Raw genomic sequence first — 17,013 nt, 5'->3', positions numbered from 1 at the left:
GTTCGCCGGCCACTGGCGGGTGTGCACTCGTGGTCTCCGACGTTTTTCGATTGGGTTGGCCCGCTGACCGCTGCTTATCGGCCAGTGTTTTCGATCATGAATGGGGCGGTTCGGGGGCAAAATTCGTCGCCGCGGCGAAGGAGGGCGATAAATGGAGCGGGGTGCCGGGGAGCCACGGCTGAAACCGCACGGCACAAGGCTTGCAGCCAGGAAGGCAAAGGGTTCGAGGCATTTGAGCGGGCGTTTGCATGCACGATACCCGATGACTTCTTCGCAAGTCCCTCAAAGCAGATTCGATACGACCGTTCGAAATGCATCCCGCAGGACCTGGGCGGCTACGCCAGGCGCGCCGCCCGGAAGCGCAGCAAGCGACATAACGCATACAATTGAGCCGGACACACTCAAAATTGAACGGCGATGCGCATTCTCGTGATCGAAGACGAGCCGAAGACCGGCGCGTATCTGAAGAAGGGCTTCGAGGAATCCGGCTATGCCGTGGATGTCGCGGCGGACGGCGCGGAAGGCCTGATTCTCGCGAAAGAGGCGGCGTACGACGTGATCGTGCTCGACGTCATGCTGCCCGCGATGGACGGCTGGACGGTGCTCAAGACGCTGCGCGCCACGCACACCACGCCGGTGCTGTTCCTCACCGCGCGCGACGACATCAGCGACCGCGTGAAGGGCCTCGAGCTGGGCGCGGACGACTACCTCGTCAAGCCGTTCGCCTTCGTCGAACTGCTCGCGCGCGTGCGCACGCTGGCCCGCCGCGGCCCCCCGCGCGAGAGCGACGTGCTGCTGCTCGGCGACCTCGAAGTGGACGTCACGCGCCGGCGCGTGAAACGCGGGGCCACGCGCATCGACCTCACACCGAAGGAGTTCTCGCTGCTGCAGCTGCTCGTGCGCCGCCAGGGCGAAGTGCTCACACGCACGCAGATCGCCTCATACGTGTGGGACATGAACTTCGACAGCGACACCAACGTCGTGGAAGTCGCCATCCGCCGCCTGCGCGCGAAGGTGGACGACGCGTTCGACGTCAAGCTGATCCACACGGTGCGCGGCGTGGGCTACGTCGCCGAAATCAAAGGGAACGCCTGATGCCGCGCATGGCGGTGCGCTCGCTCGCCACAGGCCTCGCGCTGAGTTTCGCGGGTACCACGCTCGCGGTATTCGCGCTTGTGGGCAGCACGCTTTATTTCACGCTGGACCGCGAGGTGAAGCAGCAGGACGACCTCGACATCGTGCTGATTTCGCGCCACACGCGCCGCCTCGCGCAGGAACTGCACAACGAGCACGACGTGCGCGAACATGCGGAGCGGCTCACGAGCCAGGTGCTCGGCAATCCCGCGCTTTCCATGGAAATACTCGGTACCGGCGGCGCGCAACTCGTCGAGCACAACACGGCGGGCATTGCAGACGCGGCGTTTCCAGAAGCGGCGCTCGCGCGGCGTCTCCCGCCGACGCAACGCATTACCGAAGGCGATGTGGTGGAGTGGCGCAACGCGCGCGGTGTGCCCGTGCGCGGACTCGCTACCGACGCCGCGCTGGCGGACGGCACGCCCGTCACCATCGTCATCGCACGCGACATGACCGATCGCTGGCAGCTGCTCGATCACTATCGCGAGCGGCTCTACGGTTTCGGCCTGGCGGGCATGCTGCTCGCGTTCCTCATGAGCTGGCTGCTCGTGCGCGAGTCGCTGCGTCCGCTGCGCGAGATGGCGGCGCGCGCGGCCACGGTCACGGTCGACCGGCTCGATACGCCCATCGAAGTCGAACGCGCGCCGAGCGAGCTCGAAGCGCTCACGAAATCGCTCAACGCCATGCTCGACCGTTTGCATGGCGGCTTTGAGCGCATGTCGCAATACACGGCGGATCTCGCGCATGACATGCGCACGCCGCTCGGCAACCTGCGCGGCGCGAACGAAGTGGCGCTCGCACGCGAGCGCACCACGGCCGAATACGAGGCGTTGCTCGAATCGAATCTGGAGGAATGCGAACGGCTTTCGCGCATGATCGAAAGCGTGATCTTTCTCGCGCGTGCGGAGCACCCGCAGTTCATGACGACGCTCGCGGAGTTCGACGTGCACGATGCGCTCACGCAGATTGCCGACTACTTCGAAGGTCTCGCCGACGAAGCGGGCGTGCAAATCCGCGTGGAGGGCGAGGGCCGCCTGCGCGCGGACAAGGAGCTGTTCCGGCGCGCCGTGGGCAACCTGCTCGCCAATGCGCTGCGCTATACGCCGCGCGGCGCGGCGATCACGCTGAGCGTCGAGCAGACGCCACGGGCCGTCGAGGTCACGGTGGCCAATCCGGGCACGCCGATCGAAGCCGCGCTGATGGAACGCATTTTCGATCGCTTCTATCGCGCGGATGCGTCGCGCCATCGCGAGGCGCGTGCGGGTGCTTCGGCGGGTTTGGGGCTCGCGATCGTGCGCACGATCATGGCGCTGCACGGCGGCTCGGCGCGCGCCGAAAGCGACGCGGCAAGCACGCGGTTCATCCTGACGTTCGCCCGTTCCTAGCGCTCAGGTCGCTCAGCGCCGCGCGGTCCCAGCCGCCGCCGAGCGCCTCCAGCAGATGCACGCTCGCATCGAGCCTTCGTCCTGCGATCTGCTCCTCGTTGCGTTCGTTCGAGAGCGCGATGGTCTGCGCCGTCACGACATCGAGATAGTTCACCGCGCCCGCCTGGTAGCGGTTGGTGGTGAGCTTGAGCGAGAGTTGCGCGGCGGCGGTGGCGCGCTGCTGGCTTTGCGCTTCGCTCGCCAGCGTGTCGAGCGCGCTCAGGTTGTCTTCGACTTGCTGGAACGCCGTCAGCACGGTTTGCCGGTAGCCGGCTACTGCCGCATCGTATTGTGCGTTCGCGCCTTTGAGCGTGGCGTCGCGCCGGCCACCGTCGAAGAGTGTGCCCGCCAGTTGCGAGCCGAGCGACCAGAAGAGGCTGGGCGCGCTCAGCCACGGCGCGAAGAACGTGCTTTCGAGGCCCGCCGTCGCGGAGAGCGTGAGGTCGGGATAAAAGGCCGCGCGCGCTGCGCCGATTCCTGCATTGGCCGCGGCCACGCGCCGCTCGGCCGCCGCGATGTCGGGCCGCCGCTCGAGCAGCGCGGAGGGCACGCCCGCGGGAATCGACGGCACGACGGCGGGATCGACACGCGGCGGCAGACTGAACGTCGAAGCGGGCACGCCGATCAGCGTGGCGATGGCGTGCTGAAGCTGCGCGCGCTGCACGTCGATGTCGCTATCCGCCGTGCGCGCGCTCTCGAGCTGGGTCTGTGCCTGGGCGACGGCGGAGGCGTCGATCGCGCCGTCGGCGAGCTGCTGCTGCACGATGCGCAGCGCCGCCGTGTAGGCGCTCACGGTGTCGTCGAGCAGCTTCTTCTGGCGATCGAGCGAACGCAAATCGAAGTAATCCGTCGCCAGCTGGCTCGCAACCGAAAGGCGCACCGATTCGAGGTCGGCTTGCGTGGCCTGGGCGTTGGCGTGGGCCTGGGTGGTCGCGTCCTTCACGCGCCCGAACAGGTCGGGTTCCCAGCTTGCCGTGAGGCCCGTCGAGTAATCGGGAATCGTCTTGCCCGCAAGCGAATGGTCCACGAGATTCTGCGAGGTCCGGTAACGCTGCGCCGCCACATCCGCCGTGACGGTCGGCGCATAGCCCGCGCGCTGATAGTCGATCATCGCGCGCGCGGCTTCGAGATTGGCAACGGCCTGGCGCACGCTCTGGTTCGACACGTCCACGCGGGCTTCGAGCTGGTCGAGGTCGTTGTCGCCGAAGAGCGTCCACCATGGGCCGCGCGTTTGGGCGTCGGCGGGCGCGGCGACGGTCCAGCCGGGTGCCGCTGCGGGTTGCGTCGTTTGTGTCGCGAAGTGCGCAGGCACGTCCGTCGAGGGTACGCTGTAGTGCGGCAACGTGGTGCACGCCGCGAGCGATGCTGCGGTGAAGGCGACGACGATCCGGCGCAGCGCAGGGAGAGGGCGTTCGAACATGATGAGCCTCGCTTACGCTTTCGCTTGCGCAGCCGTCGAGGCTGCCGCCACGCGCACGCTCTGGCCGCTCGCAATGGCGTCGCCGGGATTGTTGATGACGCGATCGGTCGGCGCGAGTCCGGTGGCGATTTCCACATAGGTGCCGAAGTCGCGGCCGATGGTCACCTTGCGCAGTTGCACCATGCTCTTTGCATCCACCACCGCGACGGTCACGCCGTCCGGGCGGAACAGCAGCGCGCTCACGGGCAGTTCGAGCGCCGGCGCGGCCGCCGTGAGCGCGAGGTGCACCTGCGCGTAGGCGCCGGGCATCAGCGCGCCGTCGTGATTGTCCACATCGACTTCCACGTGCAACGTGCGGCTCACGGGATCGATCACGTTCGCGCTGCGCGCCACGCTCGCCTCGAAGCGTCGCCCCGGATATTGCTGCGTCGTCAACCAGACTGCCGTGCCTGGCGTGACGAGGCTCGCGTCGTCCTGAGGCACGTCCACGTACACGCGCAGCCGGTCGGTCTGCGAGAGATGGAACAGCTCGCCTGGCATCGTGGCGAGGCCGGGCGTGCCGCCCGCGGTGACGAGCGCGCCCACTTGCACGTTGCGCGCCGTAATGACGCCATCGAAAGGCGCCGTCACCTTCTGGTAGGAAACCAGCTCCTGCAGTCGCGCCACGTTGGCCTGCGCCGCCTGGAGCGTGGCCAGTTTCGCGGCGGCGTCGCTCGTTTTCGCCTGGGCGTCCTGTTCGGAGACCGATTGCGTCTGCAGCATCGTTTGCCAGCGCTGCGCCGTGCTGTTGGCGAAGCGATAGTTGGCCTGTGCGGTGGCTTCGTCGGCGCGCGCCTGCTGCAGTTGCGCATCGAGTTCGGGCGTGTCGATCTGCGCGAGCGTCTGGCCTGCCTTCACGTGCGCGCCGATATCCGCGTACCAGTGCTGCACGTACCCGCTCGTGCGAGCGTAGATCGAGGCGTCGGCCCAGGACATCACCGAGCCGGGCAGCAACAGGTCCTGCGTGGCGGGTGCGCGCGTGGGCGTGAGGGTGGAGACGATCAGCTCACGCTGCGCCGCGACCTGCTGCGCTTGCGCCGTGCGCGCCTGGAGGCGCGGGCCGATGCCCGCCGTGAGGAGCGCCGCGGCGATGGCGAGGCAGGTCAGGCCGACGACGACAGCCGAGCGACCTCGCGTTGCGGTTCGCGCCGCGGCCATCGCGTTCTTCGTGCGGTGTCTGCGATTTCATTATGGAATCCTTATTCAACGTGAGTGGTTGTATCGGCTTGCGCATCGTTGCTGGCATCGCGCGCGGCGCGGCGTTGCGCGAGCCAGCCATGCACCATGCCGAACACGACCGGCACGAACACGAGCGTGGAAAGCGTGCCGACCGCGAGGCCGCCGATCACGGCGCGCCCGAGCGGCGCGTTCTGCTCGCCGCCGTCGCCGAGACCCAGCGCCATCGGCAACATGCCGATCAGCATCGCGAGCGCCGTCATGAGCACTGGGCGAAAGCGGTTGAAACCCGCATCGAGCGCGGCGGCGAGCGGCTCCATGCCCGCGGCGAGCGACTCGCGCGCCGTGTTGATGACGAGAATGCTGTTGGCCGTGGCGATTCCCATGCAGAGGATCGTGCCCGTGAGCGCCGGCACGCTCAGCGTGGTCTGCGTGACGAACAGCATCCACGCGATCCCGGCGAGTGACGCCGGCAGGCCGCTCACGATGATGAGCGGATCGAGCCACGACTGGAAGTTCACGACCATCAGCAGGTACACGAGCGCGATGGCGAACACGAGGCCCGCCGCAAGGCCACTGAACGAGGCGTTCATCGACTGCACCTGGCCGCGCATCACGATCGACGAGCCAGGCGGCAGTTGCGCGCGCGCGGCGTTCACGAGGCGGTTCACATCGGAGGCGACGCCGCCCAGGTCGCGTCCCTGTGTCGACGCGAAGATGTCGAGCACGGGCTGCACGTTGTAGTGCGACACCACGGCTTCCTGCGAGCTGCGCGAGACCGTGCCGAGCGTGCCGAGCTGGTTTTGCGGCGAGAACGTGACGGATTGCGACGTCGTCAGCGGAATATTGGCGAGTGTTTGCAGCGAATGGATATCGTATTGCGGCACCTCGGTCACGAGCGGATAGCTCACGCCGTTCTTCGGATCGAGCCAGAAGTTGGGCGTGGTTTGCGAGCTGCCCGAGAGCGCGATGAGCAGGTTCTGCGCCACGTCGTGCTGCGTGAGGCCCGCTTGCAACGCCTTCGTGCGGTCCACGTCGACGTTGATGGTGGGCTCGTCGCCGGGCTGCTGGATGCGGGCGTCGACGAGGCCGCGCACGCCACGCATCTGGTCGAGCAGATGATTCGCCACGACGCGGTTTTGCGCGAGCTTGTTGCCGACGATCTGCACGTCGATGGGCGCAGGCAGGCCGAAGTTCAGGATCTGGCTCACGATGTCGGCGGGCAGGAACGCGAAGGTCACGCCCGGAAACGAGGCGTTGAGCACGTTGCGCAGCTTCGCGACATATTGCGCGGTGGGTTGGTGCTTCGGCGCGAGCGTGATGAGGATGTCCGCGTCTTCGGGGCCGATGGGGTCCGACGAGTCGTACGTGAGGTTAATGCCGCTCACCGGCACACCGATGTTGTCGAGCACCGCGGCCTGTTCGGCGGCCGGAATCACGCTGCGGATCTTCGCTTCGACTTCGTCGGTGGTGCGCGCCGTTTCCTCGATGCGCGTGCCGGTTGGCGCGCGCAGATGCAGGCGGATTTCGCCAGTATCGACAGCGGGAAAGAAGTCGCGGCCGGTGAACGGCACGAGCACGAGCGAGCCGAGGCACAGCGCGACCCACAGCACCACGAAACGGCGGCGCTGCGAAATCGCCGCCTGAAGCAGCGCGCGATAGCGGTTGCGCACTGCTTCGAAGCGTCGTTCGAAGCCCGCCTGAAAGCGCGTCAACACACCAGCGATGCCGCGCCTGGGCGCAGCGTCAGGCTTACGCGCGCGCAGCAGATACATGGCGAGCGTGGGGATCAGCGCGCGCGAGAAGAAGTACGACGCGCACATCGCGAACACCACAGCCTCGGCGAGCGGCACGAACAGATACCGCGCCACGCCCGAAAGCAGGAACATCGGCACGAACACGATGCAGATGGAGAGCGTCGAGACGAACGTCGGCACGGCGATCTCGCCGGAGCCGTTGAGAATGGCGTCGTGCAGCGGCGCGCCGCGCTCAAGATGATGCGTGATGTTTTCGATAGCGACGGTGGCGTCGTCAACGAGGATGCCGACTGCAAGCGCGAGGCCGCCGAGGGTCATGATGTTGATGGTCTCGCCGAGCGCCGCGAGCGCGATGAGCGACGTGAGCACGGCGAGCGGAATCGTCACGGCGATGATGAGCGTGGCGCGCCAGCTGCCGAGAAAGAGCAGGATCATCGCGGCGGTGAGGCAAGCCGCAATGAGCGCCTCGCGCACCACGCCCGAGATCGCCGACTTCACGAACACGGACTGATCGGAGAGCGGGGTGATCTTGAGCGCACTCGGCAGGCCCGCGGCGATCGTCGGCAGCATGGCCTTCACCTGCTGGATGATCGTGAGCGTCGAGGCGCTGCCGGTCTTTTCGACCGTAAGGAGTGCCGCGCGTTTGCCGTCCGCGCGCACGATGTTCGTTTGCGGGGCGTAACCGTCGATCACGTGCGCGACGTCGCGCACATACACCACGCTGCCATTCACGGTCTTGATGGGCAGGTCGTTGAGCGCCGCGACGGTTTGCGTGCTGCCGTTCATCTCGACGTTGTATTCGCGCGAACCGATCTTCGCCGTGCCGCCGGGCAGGATGAGGTTTTGCGCGTTCACGGCGTTGACGACGTCCGCGGGTGCAAGACCTTTGGCCTGCAACGCTTTCGGATCGAGCTGCACCATGATCTGGCGGATCTTGCCGCCGTAGGGCAGCGGCACGGCCGCGCCCTGGACGGTCGCGAGCTGCGTGCGGATGAAGCTGTTGCCGAGGTCGTAAAGCGACTGCTCGGGCAACGTCGCGCTGGACAGGCCCAGTTGCAGCACCGGCACCGTGGAGGCGTTGTACGTGATGATGTTCGGCGGCAGCGTGCCGGGCGGCAGCACACGCAGGATCGACGCGGAGTTGGACGCGGCCTCGGCAATCGCGCGGTTGATGTCGGCGCCAGGATGGAAGAACACCTTCACGACCGACACGCCGTTGAGCGACTGGGATTCGATGTGCTCGATGTCGTCCACGTCCGAAGTCAGCGCGCGCTCGTAGTTCGAGGTGATGCGGTGCGCCATGTCCTCGGCGGAGAAGCCGTTGTAGGTCCAGACGATGCTGACCACCGGGATATTGATGTTCGGAAAAATGTCCGTGGGCGTGCGCATGATGGCGAGCGGCCCGAGGATGAAAAGCAGTACGGCCAGCACGATGAACGTGTAAGGCCGTCTGAGAGCCAGTTTGACGATCCACATGACGGGGTCCGGGTTGAGGCGGGAGTGGCGCAAGTATCGGGAGGGCGCGCTTACCCGGTGCTGACCTCGACATTACGGATTTGTCATCTTTGCCGTGCAAGGACGCTAGCCGCCGGGGGCGCGCTGCGCCCAGATAACGAACTCGTAATCAGCAGGTCAGCTTTGGGTCAGCGCCGCGCGACCAGAATGCGTTCAACCTTCGCGACATTGCCGAGGGTGGCTGAGGCGGCATCCCTTCCCGATGCAGCGGCCATTCATTGAGAGGTGAACACCATGAAAGCACTCGTTTCCACATTGCTCGTTGCCTGCGCCCTGGCCGCTCCCGCTGCCGCTTTCGCACAGACTGCCACCCCCGCCGACCCCGCCAACGCGCCGGTCACGCGCGCCCAGGTGATCGCCGATCTCGTGCGGTTGGAGCAGGCGGGGTATCGTCCGGTGGCCAAGGACGTCAACTACCCGGATGACATCCAGCACGCGGAGGCGATCGTGGCCCAGGAGCAGGCGCAAAAGAACCAGCAGGCCGCGCCGGGCAGCACGGCGGTCGGCGGCGTGGCGATGACGGGCAGCTCGGACGCGGGTGCGCCGGTCGTGGCCAGCGTCGGCGAGCGGTCGATTTATGCGGGCCACTGAGCGAGCCACTGGCTGCTCGAACGCGGCGCAGCAGCCCCGGCGATAACGCCGGGCGCTCCCGCGCATTTCGATTCGCTTGAACAAACGTTTGCGCGAACATAATTCGCCCCATTCGCGCGCAAGAAATCGCTATTCATTTTTATTGAAGCCCCGAACCTACCCTACTAATTACGGCGGCGTTAAATCAGCCGCATCGGCAAATTCCCCACGATACCGCGCGTTTTCACGGCGCTATCTTTCCGGATCACGCAAATTCATAATGCGCTGGTAAGATACGCGCGAATTGGGATGGCCGTTCTCCATTCCGGGCTATTGGCGCGAATCTAGACCACTCGCGCTGCCGGAACAGGAGTCTGCGCCGTCAGGCCGACGGGGAGCGGCCGTCTTGCACTACGAATAGCGCTCCATGTTTAAAAAAGCGCGTACGTTCGGTTCGTGTGTTTAATCGCAAGCGTTTGAGACTCGCGTTTCGCCTTTCTAGCGAATCGTCGTCCGCCGCTTGCTGCTGTTGCGCCTTGCGCAGACGGTCATTCCCCTCGCGGTCTAATCCCGCCGTCATGCCAATCAGGCGTATAAAACAGTCGCACATACTGGCCGAACCCGTCATGTCCACCCAGTCGACCCACCATCACCGCCTCTTTATGGCGCTGGTCGGTGTCATCAGCGCGGCGCTCAATACGGGCGCGCTCGTGGCGCTGTTGTTGCTGCGCGGACAGACCGGCGATACGCCGTACACACGGGCGTTGACCGGGGCGTTCGCCGTGGCCGCGTTCGTCGTGTTTGCGCGCTTTCACCTGGTTGCCAGCGCGCGTCATCTCTGGTGGATGCTGGGCCGCGGCGCATGGCGCTGGTGCCGGCTGCCGGTCGCGCTCATGGTGCTGCTGTTCGCGACGCATGGCGATAGCGGCACGACGGCCCTGCGTACGCTGGTCGTCCAGTGGGCCGCCATTGCGCTGCCGCTGCAACTCGTCGGCCTGGCTGTATTGCGCGGCGTGGCCCACAGCGTCAACAACGCGCCCGGCAACCTGCGCCGCGCGGTGTTCTTCGGGATGGGCCGCGAGGCGCGCAAGCTGAACCTGCGCCTGCAGCGTTCGCCGATTCTCGGTATTCACGTGATGGGCTATTACAACGATGCGCCTGCCACGCCGCGTGACGGGGAAACGCTGCCGCCGTATCTCGGCCGCTATGAAGACGCCGCCACGCGCATCCTCGCGAACGACTATGAGATCGTGTTCCTCGCGATGGGGCAGGCCGCGATGGCGCGAGCCGACGCAACGCAAGTGAAGGACATCACGGCCGACATCGTGACGCGCCTCTACGATTCGACGGCTGCGATCTATCTCGTGCCCGAGCTGCATTACCTGGAGGACGTCGCGACGACCGGAGCGGACCTGGCCGGCGTGCCGCTGCTGGCACTGCACGACGTGCCGATTCTGGGGCTCTCGCGCATGCTCAAGCGCGCGGTCGACATTGCCGGTGCGGCGTTGCTGCTCGCGCTGCTGTGGCCCGTCATGCTCGCGATCGCGCTGGTGATCCGGCTCGATTCGCCGGGCCCGGTGATGTTCAGGCAGCGCCGCAACGGCGAGCACGGCCGGGCGATCGTCGTGCACAAATTCCGCTCGATGCGCGTCGCGGCGGAGAACGAGGGCGATGCACAAGAGCAGGGCGTGCGCCAGGCCCGCAGCGGCGACGACCGGATCACGGCCGTGGGGCGCTATCTGCGCCGGACTTCGCTCGACGAGTTGCCGCAGCTCTTCAACGTGCTGGGCGGTTCGATGAGTCTCGTGGGTCCGCGTCCGCACGCGGCCGAGCACAACGAAGAGTACCGGCAGCTGATTCCCGGCTACATGCTGCGCCATAGCGTGAAGCCGGGCATTACCGGCTGGGCGCAGATCAACGGGTTGCGCGGCTTGACCGATACGCCCGACAAGATGCAGCGCCGCGTGGAGTACGACCGTTACTACATCACGCACTGGTCGCTGTGGCTCGACCTGCAGATCCTGCTGAAGACGATCCCGTCGATCGTCTCGGGCCGCAATGCGGTTTGAAGCCTGCGCCGCGCGAGACGTGGCCGAACATGAGCCGGCCGCGTCCGCATCGGCGGCCTTACGCCGCGCGCTGCTGCGTGCGCGCCATGCGCCAGTGACGCCACAGGATGGCGAAGAAGCGGCGGTCGTCCACGAGGTACCGGCGCCACAGGCGCGCGGGGTCCTGTTTGATGCGCCAGCACCATTCGAGACCGCAGCGCTGCATCCACACGGGGGCGCGTTGCTGCAGGCCGACGGCAAACTCGACGGCCGCCCCGGCGCACAGCATGAGGCCGCCCGGCAGCTTGCTCGCGTGATGCAGGGCCCAGCGTTCCTGCTTGGGCATGCCGAGGCACACGAACACGATATCGGGCGCGGCCGCGCGCACGCGCCCGGCCACCGCATCACCCTCGGGGCCGGTCGGATCGAACGTCATGGAAGGTGCGATCACCTCGACGTCGAGGCCCGGATAGCGCTGCGCGAAGCCATTCAGGAGCGTGGCTTCGTGACCCGGGCGGCCGCCGACTACCACCACTTTCCAGCCGGCTGCGTGGGCGCGCTCGCACAGGGCGGGCAACAGGTCCGCGCCGGTCACGCGTTCCGGCAGCGGCGCGCCGAACAGGCGGCTCGCCCAGACCACGGGCATGCCGTCCGCAAACAGGAAGTCGGCGGTGCGGTAGAGACGATGAAGATCGGGCTGCGTGTCGAGACGCACCACGTGATCGACGTTTGGCGTGACCGCGACACGCGCCCGGCCGTCGCGCTGCAAGGCGGCGGTGCAAAGCACGTCGAGCGCGGTGTCGAACGACACGGCGGCGATGTTGAGGCCGAACAAGGGAATGCTCGGCTTGAAGACACCCCGTGCGGTCGCCTGCGGCGCCGCTGTTATGTAAGGCGTACTCATGTTGTTTTTGTGACCCCGACGTGCGCACACGACGAGAGCCACGCACGGCGCCCGTTGAACCGGCGTCGTGCCACCCCGTCATGCGACGTACGTTATGTTTTTTTCTGGTCTCCTGGCTTTTGCCAAGGCGTTTTGGACTTCAGACGGAATCTTACTGCTGTGTCGGTGCTGCGGGTAATACAACAGTGTTTTTTTAGAGACAAAAATCGGGATGCGTCTGAAATTTCTCTGTGGCGCCGTTGGTTGCACGCGAGCGATCGGCTACGATCGCCGCGGCCCGTCTTCCCTTTCACATACGTAACAGACGATGATCACCGACGCCCGTGAGATTCCCGCCGGCACGACGCTGCACGCGGACCTGTGCATCGTGGGCGCCGGCGCCGCCGGCATTGCGCTCGCGCTCGCGCTGGAGAAGAGCGGGCTCGACGTAATCGTGCTGGAAAGCGGCGGCGACGCGCCCGAGCCCGCCACCCAGCAGCTGTACGCGGGCACGGTGGCGAATGCGGCGCTTCATCCGCCGCCGGACAACTACCGCGTGCGGCGCTTCGGCGGCTCGACCACGCTGTGGGGCGGCCGCTGCATGCCCCTCGACGCGCACGACTTCGAGGCGCGCGATTACGTCGCGCACAGCGGCTGGCCGATCGCGTTCGCCGATGTGCTGCGCCACTACCCGCAAGCCAACGCACTGTGCGAAGCGGGCGAATTCGCCTATACGGCCGAAGGCGCGTTCGCGGCGCCCCCGCGCCCGATGATCGGCGGCTTTGCCAGCGACGTGTTTTCGACGCACACGCTCGAGCGCTTCAGCTGCCCGACCGATTTCGGTCAGCGTTACCGGGCGCGCCTGGCGAAAGGCGGCGTGCGTGTGCTCCAGCATGCGAACCTGTGCCGCCTGCCGATGCTGGCGGGTTCGACGCGGCATGTCGGCGCGGCCCAGGTGCGCGTGCTCAATACGAAAGACGCGACGGGCGGCGCGACGTTCGCGGTGGCCGCACGCGCCTACGTGCTCGCGGCCGGCGGTCTCGAAGTGCCGCGCCTGTTGCTCAACAGCCCCGGGCCGAGCGGCGGGGGGCTCGGCAACGCCCACGACGCGGTGGGCCGCTATTACATGAGCCATCTCGCGGGCACGATCGGCACGCTCGATCTCGCGGCGGCGCAGTCCGTGTGGCACGGCTACGAGGTGACGGAAGAGGGCATCTATTGCCGCCGCCGCCTCGCGCTGCGCCCGGAACAGCAAGACGCGTTGCGCGCGGGCAACTTCATTGCGCGCCTGCATCATCCGCGCATTCCGGACGCCGGGCACGGCAACGGCATCCTCTCCGCGCTGTATCTCGCGCGCGGCATCGTGCCCTACGAATACGCGAAGCGCCTCTACGACGGCACACCCGAAGGCTATGCGGGCTCCACGCTCGCGCACGCGAAAAACGTCGTTGCGGACGCGCCGAACACGGCGCGTTTCCTGTGGCACTGGCTGCGGCGGCGCACGCTGGCCGCGCGCAAGTTCCCCTCGGTGATCGTGCGGCCTGCGAATCTGCGTTTCTCGCTCGACTTCCATGCGGAGCAGGAGCCCAATCCGGCGAGCCGCGTCACGCTCGGCGATGAAACCGATGCACTCGGCCTGCGCCGCATCCATGTGGACTGGCGCTACACGCAGCAGGACGTCGCGACCGTGAGCCGCGCGCTCGCCGCGCTCGCGCACGAGGTCGAGCGCGCAGGCGTGGGCCGTTTCACCTACGACCCCGCGCAGGTCGAGGCCGAAATGACGCGCTACGGAGCCTATGGCGGCCATCACATCGGCACGGCGCGCATGGGGCGCGATGCGCGCACGAGCGTGGTCGATGCCGACTGCCGGCTGCACGAAGCGGACAACGTCTATGTGACGGGCGCCGCGGTGTTCCCGACTTCGGGCCAGGCGAATCCGACCTTGACCATCGTCGCGCTCGCACTGCGGCTCGCCGAACACCTCAAGGGCGCCGCCGATCTCGGCGCGCTGCCCGTTCCAATCGCAAACCCTTCCGAACCCGCGTAATGAAAGCCCGTATTCTCGTTCTTGGCGCGACCGGCTTCGTCGGCCGCCATCTGGTGAAAGCGTTGAGCCGTACCGAATGGGCCGAGCCGGTGGCCGCCTCGCGCAGGGAAGGAAGCGGCTTGCGCCGTGTCGATGCCGCGGACCCCGCGTCGCTCGCCGCCGCGCTGGCCGACGTGCACGGCGTGGTCAACTGCGTGGCGGGTGCGCCGGCGACGATCGTCGCGAATGCGCGCGCGCTGGCGGCCGCGCTGGCGGCACGCGGTGCGCCGCTGCCCGTGGTCCACTTCAGTTCGATGGCGGTGTACGGCGCCGCCGAAGGCCGTATCGACGAAGCGGCGGCGCTCGACGCCGTGAGCCCCTATGGCCATGCGAAGGTCGAGTCGGAACGACTGCTCGCTGCGCTGCCCGCGCTCACGATACTGCGCCCGGGTTGCATCTACGGAGGCGGCAGTCCGCAGTGGTCGGCGCGCATTGCGCAGCTGCTGTGCGCGCGGCGCCTGGGTGACCTCGGCGCCGCCGGCGACGGTTGCAGTAATCTCGTCCACATCGACGACGTCGTGCAGGCGGCGCTGGCTGCGCTGCGCACGCCGGCTTCGGGCGCTCAGGCCTACAACCTGGCGATGGCCGAGGCGCCGCGCTGGAATGAATACTTCGTCGCCTACGCGCGAATTTTGGGGGCGACGCCCGTGGAGCGGATCGGTGCGCGGCGTCTTGCACTCGAAACGAAGCTGTGGGCGCCTGCGCTGAAGATTGCCGGGATCGCGGGGCGCAAACTGGGTGGCGTGAAGGTGCCTCCGCCGCTGCCGCCTTCGCTCGCGCGGCTGTGGCAACAGGACATCCGGCTCGACGCGCGCCGCGCGGAACAGGCATTCGGGATGACGTGGACGCCGTGGCGCGTCGCGCTGCAGGCCGAAGCGTTCATGGCGGCGTTGTCGCGCGCCGACTGAACCGGTCGGGTTAGGCGCGGTTTCGGCGCGTCGAAGGCTTCGGCTTCGACCCATCACTATAATTCGGAGTCCTGCGGATAAATTTTGGGACTTCAGTCGCTTCGACCATCGTACCCTCATCGCTACGCTTTAGTGGTGCCGGATCGCGCTTCGACGGCTATTCAGCGGCGGCGTAAAAATGCGCGCGTTGCGCTCGTCAAATCAGCGAATTGAGGCCATAAAAAAGGCCTGTTCGCGACGCAGACGTGCGCGCACGGCCCATAGAATTTGATCGTAGATCCACTCACGCAGCGTCAGGCGATCGATACCTGTCGGATCGCTCCCCCACATCGGATTTCCGGTTAATTCAGCATGACACGGCTTGCACGGCACTACGTCCCAGAACAACCGCAGCACGTTATCTTGCAGGGGCTCAAAGGGCCCGCATTCCTCGACGAAGGAGACTACCTTTACTTCCTCGCCTGCCTCGCGGACGCCGCGCGCGTCGCCGATCTGGCAGTCCACGCGTGGGTGCTGATGCCCGACGCGGTGCAGTTCCTCGTCACGCCTTCATACGAGTCGAGCGTAGCCATGGCGATGCAGGCGGTTTGCCGCCGCTATGTCGAGACATTCAACCGCCGCCATGGACGCCGCGGTGCGATGTGGCGTGGCGAGTACCGGGCAACCGTGATCGAACCCGACCGCTATTTCCTGCTCGCGAGCCAGGTCATCGATCATGCGCCGGTGCGCAACCGCCTCGTGGCCGAGCCGGGCAACTATCCGTGGTCGAGCTACACGCACCACGTCGGGCTGCGTGTCGACAGGTTCGTCAAGGATCATCCGCTCTATCGCGCGCTCGGCGATACGCCGTTCGAACGGCACGAGTCTTACCGCGACCTGGGCGCACAGCCTCTCGACGAAGCCGAGGTCAATAACCTGATGCGGGCGACGCTCGAGGGCTGGGTGCTCGGCAGCGCCGCCTATTGCGAATGGGCGGCGCAGACAGCCAACCGGCGGTTGATGCCATTGCTGCTGCGCGACCGGCCGAGCAAGGTTCGCACGGCCAGCGCCCACGCATGACGAGGGGCGGTGGGCTAGCCGCACAGCGGGGGTGGTCGTTCGTCCTGATGGGTCGATCGTCTACGAGATCCATCCGGACGGGGATCGTTCGCCGGCCATCCGCGCACGGCGTACCTGGGTCCTGGCTACGAATACTGGCACAACATGTATGGCACGCCGGCTTCCGAACAACCGGGCACGACGCAGACATCCGTGCCGATGTTCGTGGCCGAAATCCACTTCCAGGCAGGGGTGACGGTCATCGCCAGCCGCAGTGCGGGCTGCCGATGACCGCGGATAACGAAGCCGTGTCGCCTGACGGCTAGCCGCCGAGCGCAATGATCGCCATCGTCAGCACGATCCCAAGCAGCATCATCGCGAAGCCCGCTTTCATCGCGCCCGCGCCGGTGTAGCGTCCGAGCGCGAAACCGGCGGCGAAGAGCATCGCGAGCGTGAGTATGCGTGAGATGACGAGCGCCGCTATGTGATCCCTCACGAGGATAAAGGGCAGGGCAACCGGGAACGTCGATACGACCACGAGCAGAAAAACGCTCACTGCCCCAAGAAAGTCATCGCGCTTGAAATGCGCGCGAGGTGGCAGCGTAGGCGCCGCGGCGAGGCGCGCGCGAATCAGCTCGAGTTCTTCGTCATCGACGAGCGGTTCCAGCGCCGTCGGCAATGCGTCGCGCAACGCCCGCACGGCCGCGGCGCGGTCTGGTTCGCGTTTCACGGTCAGGGCGAGTGTCAGGCGCTGTCCGCGATCCGCGAGCGTGCGGACGAGATACATCACGGCGTCTGCGAGGCCCCAGGCGAGATTGCATCCGAGGGCGGCCAGGAACAGTTTGCGGCCGGCGTCCTCGCCCGCTGTGACCGCCTTGACGGCGCCGACGAAAGTCAACGCCATGAACAGGCCAAAGCACAGTTCGGTCACGCGCTCGACGGTGTTGAGTACGGGCTCGCGCTTTTCGGCCGCGGTTTGCTGTGTCGGGGTAGTGGTATTCATATGGCCTCTTGC

Annotated in this window: 12 protein-coding genes; 7 read left to right on the top strand and 5 right to left on the bottom strand. The window is 66.7% G+C overall.

The features are described 5' to 3' along the window. The first annotated feature begins 417 nt into the window (after nucleotides 1-417). On the top strand, nucleotides 418-1,095 hold the full coding sequence (locus tag AB3X99_RS22800; protein WP_069263361.1) for a heavy metal response regulator transcription factor: 678 nt from the start codon (nucleotides 418-420) through the stop codon (nucleotides 1,093-1,095). 8 nt (nucleotides 1,096-1,103) lie between these two features. Next, nucleotides 1,104-2,519: a heavy metal sensor histidine kinase gene (locus AB3X99_RS22795; protein WP_368618358.1), complete on the top strand. Its 1,416-nt coding sequence runs from the start codon at nucleotides 1,104-1,106 to the stop codon at nucleotides 2,517-2,519. Here the strand turns inward: AB3X99_RS22795 and AB3X99_RS22790 are convergent. The 3 genes from AB3X99_RS22790 to AB3X99_RS22780 are packed head-to-tail and all read right to left on the bottom strand — an operon-like array spanning nucleotide 2,494 to nucleotide 8,426. Beyond that, nucleotides 2,494-3,978 carry an efflux transporter outer membrane subunit gene (locus tag AB3X99_RS22790; RefSeq protein WP_368618221.1) on the bottom strand — a complete coding sequence of 495 codons (1,485 nt, stop codon included), beginning with the start codon at nucleotides 3,976-3,978 and terminating at the stop codon, nucleotides 2,494-2,496. The genes AB3X99_RS22795 and AB3X99_RS22790 overlap by 26 nt on opposite strands. A gap of 12 nt (nucleotides 3,979-3,990) precedes the next feature. Beyond that, nucleotides 3,991-5,175, bottom strand: a complete 1,185-nt coding sequence (locus AB3X99_RS22785; protein WP_368618220.1) for an efflux RND transporter periplasmic adaptor subunit — start codon at nucleotides 5,173-5,175, stop codon at nucleotides 3,991-3,993. Between the two features lie 41 nt (nucleotides 5,176-5,216). Continuing rightward, nucleotides 5,217-8,426 carry an efflux RND transporter permease subunit gene (locus AB3X99_RS22780; RefSeq protein WP_368618219.1) on the bottom strand — a complete coding sequence of 1,070 codons (3,210 nt, stop codon included), beginning with the start codon at nucleotides 8,424-8,426 and terminating at the stop codon, nucleotides 5,217-5,219. Nucleotides 8,427-8,699: 273 nt separating this feature from the next. Between AB3X99_RS22780 and AB3X99_RS22775 the strand changes: the two genes are divergently transcribed. Further along, nucleotides 8,700-9,056 carry a DUF4148 domain-containing protein gene (locus tag AB3X99_RS22775; protein WP_069263369.1) on the top strand — a complete coding sequence of 119 codons (357 nt, stop codon included), beginning with the start codon at nucleotides 8,700-8,702 and terminating at the stop codon, nucleotides 9,054-9,056. 605 nt (nucleotides 9,057-9,661) lie between these two features. Next, the gene (locus AB3X99_RS22770; RefSeq protein ID WP_368618218.1) at nucleotides 9,662-11,104 is read left to right on the top strand and encodes an undecaprenyl-phosphate glucose phosphotransferase; all 1,443 of its coding nucleotides are present in this window, start codon (nucleotides 9,662-9,664) and stop codon (nucleotides 11,102-11,104) included. Nucleotides 11,105-11,162: 58 nt separating this feature from the next. Here AB3X99_RS22770 and AB3X99_RS22765 read toward each other — a convergent pair whose 3' ends face one another. Beyond that, on the bottom strand, nucleotides 11,163-11,987 hold the full coding sequence (locus tag AB3X99_RS22765; RefSeq protein ID WP_368618217.1) for a WecB/TagA/CpsF family glycosyltransferase: 825 nt from the start codon (nucleotides 11,985-11,987) through the stop codon (nucleotides 11,163-11,165). A 307-nt stretch (nucleotides 11,988-12,294) separates the two neighbouring features. Here AB3X99_RS22765 and AB3X99_RS22760 point away from each other — a divergent pair, with 307 nt between their 5' ends. The 3 genes from AB3X99_RS22760 (at nucleotide 12,295) to AB3X99_RS22750 (ending at nucleotide 16,019) form a co-directional block, all read left to right on the top strand. Further along, the gene (locus tag AB3X99_RS22760) at nucleotides 12,295-14,013 is read left to right on the top strand and encodes an FAD-dependent oxidoreductase (RefSeq protein ID WP_368618216.1); all 1,719 of its coding nucleotides are present in this window, start codon (nucleotides 12,295-12,297) and stop codon (nucleotides 14,011-14,013) included. Further along, a complete protein-coding gene (locus AB3X99_RS22755; protein ID WP_368618215.1) occupies nucleotides 14,013-14,960 on the top strand; it encodes an NAD-dependent epimerase/dehydratase family protein in 948 nt (315 codons plus the stop codon). The genes AB3X99_RS22760 and AB3X99_RS22755 overlap by 1 nt, the downstream gene beginning before the upstream one ends. 351 nt (nucleotides 14,961-15,311) lie before the next feature. Continuing rightward, the gene (locus AB3X99_RS22750; protein ID WP_368618214.1) at nucleotides 15,312-16,019 is read left to right on the top strand and encodes a transposase; all 708 of its coding nucleotides are present in this window, start codon (nucleotides 15,312-15,314) and stop codon (nucleotides 16,017-16,019) included. 301 nt (nucleotides 16,020-16,320) lie between these two features. Here AB3X99_RS22750 and AB3X99_RS22745 read toward each other — a convergent pair whose 3' ends face one another. Next, on the bottom strand, nucleotides 16,321-17,001 hold the full coding sequence (locus tag AB3X99_RS22745) for a VIT1/CCC1 transporter family protein (protein WP_368618213.1): 681 nt from the start codon (nucleotides 16,999-17,001) through the stop codon (nucleotides 16,321-16,323). Between the last annotated feature and the right edge of the window lie 12 nt (nucleotides 17,002-17,013).

Source organism: Paraburkholderia sp. BR10882, assembly GCF_040948855.1.
GTDB classification, from domain to species: domain Bacteria; phylum Pseudomonadota; class Gammaproteobacteria; order Burkholderiales; family Burkholderiaceae; genus Paraburkholderia; species Paraburkholderia nodosa_A.
The sequence above is the reverse complement of the archived record's forward strand: the minus strand, read 5'-3'. Positions and strand labels throughout refer to the sequence as shown.

Bases quoted from the DNA above. Each gene is read 5' to 3' on its own strand.
- AB3X99_RS22800 (WP_069263361.1), top strand. From the start codon at position 418: ATGCGCATTCTCGTGATCGAAGACGAGCCGAAGACCGGCGCGTATCTG.
- AB3X99_RS22760 (WP_368618216.1), top strand. From the start codon at position 12,295: ATGATCACCGACGCCCGTGAGATTCCCGCCGGCACGACGCTGCACGCG.
- AB3X99_RS22755 (WP_368618215.1), top strand. From the start codon at position 14,013: ATGAAAGCCCGTATTCTCGTTCTTGGCGCGACCGGCTTCGTCGGCCGC.
- AB3X99_RS22790 (WP_368618221.1), bottom strand. From the start codon at position 3,978: ATGTTCGAACGCCCTCTCCCTGCGCTGCGCCGGATCGTCGTCGCCTTC.
- AB3X99_RS22780 (WP_368618219.1), bottom strand. From the start codon at position 8,426: ATGTGGATCGTCAAACTGGCTCTCAGACGGCCTTACACGTTCATCGTG.
- AB3X99_RS22775 (WP_069263369.1), top strand. From the start codon at position 8,700: ATGAAAGCACTCGTTTCCACATTGCTCGTTGCCTGCGCCCTGGCCGCT.
- AB3X99_RS22750 (WP_368618214.1), top strand. From the start codon at position 15,312: ATGACACGGCTTGCACGGCACTACGTCCCAGAACAACCGCAGCACGTT.
- AB3X99_RS22770 (WP_368618218.1), top strand. From the start codon at position 9,662: ATGTCCACCCAGTCGACCCACCATCACCGCCTCTTTATGGCGCTGGTC.
- AB3X99_RS22785 (WP_368618220.1), bottom strand. From the start codon at position 5,175: ATGGCCGCGGCGCGAACCGCAACGCGAGGTCGCTCGGCTGTCGTCGTC.
- AB3X99_RS22765 (WP_368618217.1), bottom strand. From the start codon at position 11,987: ATGAGTACGCCTTACATAACAGCGGCGCCGCAGGCGACCGCACGGGGT.
- AB3X99_RS22795 (WP_368618358.1), top strand. From the start codon at position 1,104: ATGGCGGTGCGCTCGCTCGCCACAGGCCTCGCGCTGAGTTTCGCGGGT.
- AB3X99_RS22745 (WP_368618213.1), bottom strand. From the start codon at position 17,001: ATGAATACCACTACCCCGACACAGCAAACCGCGGCCGAAAAGCGCGAG.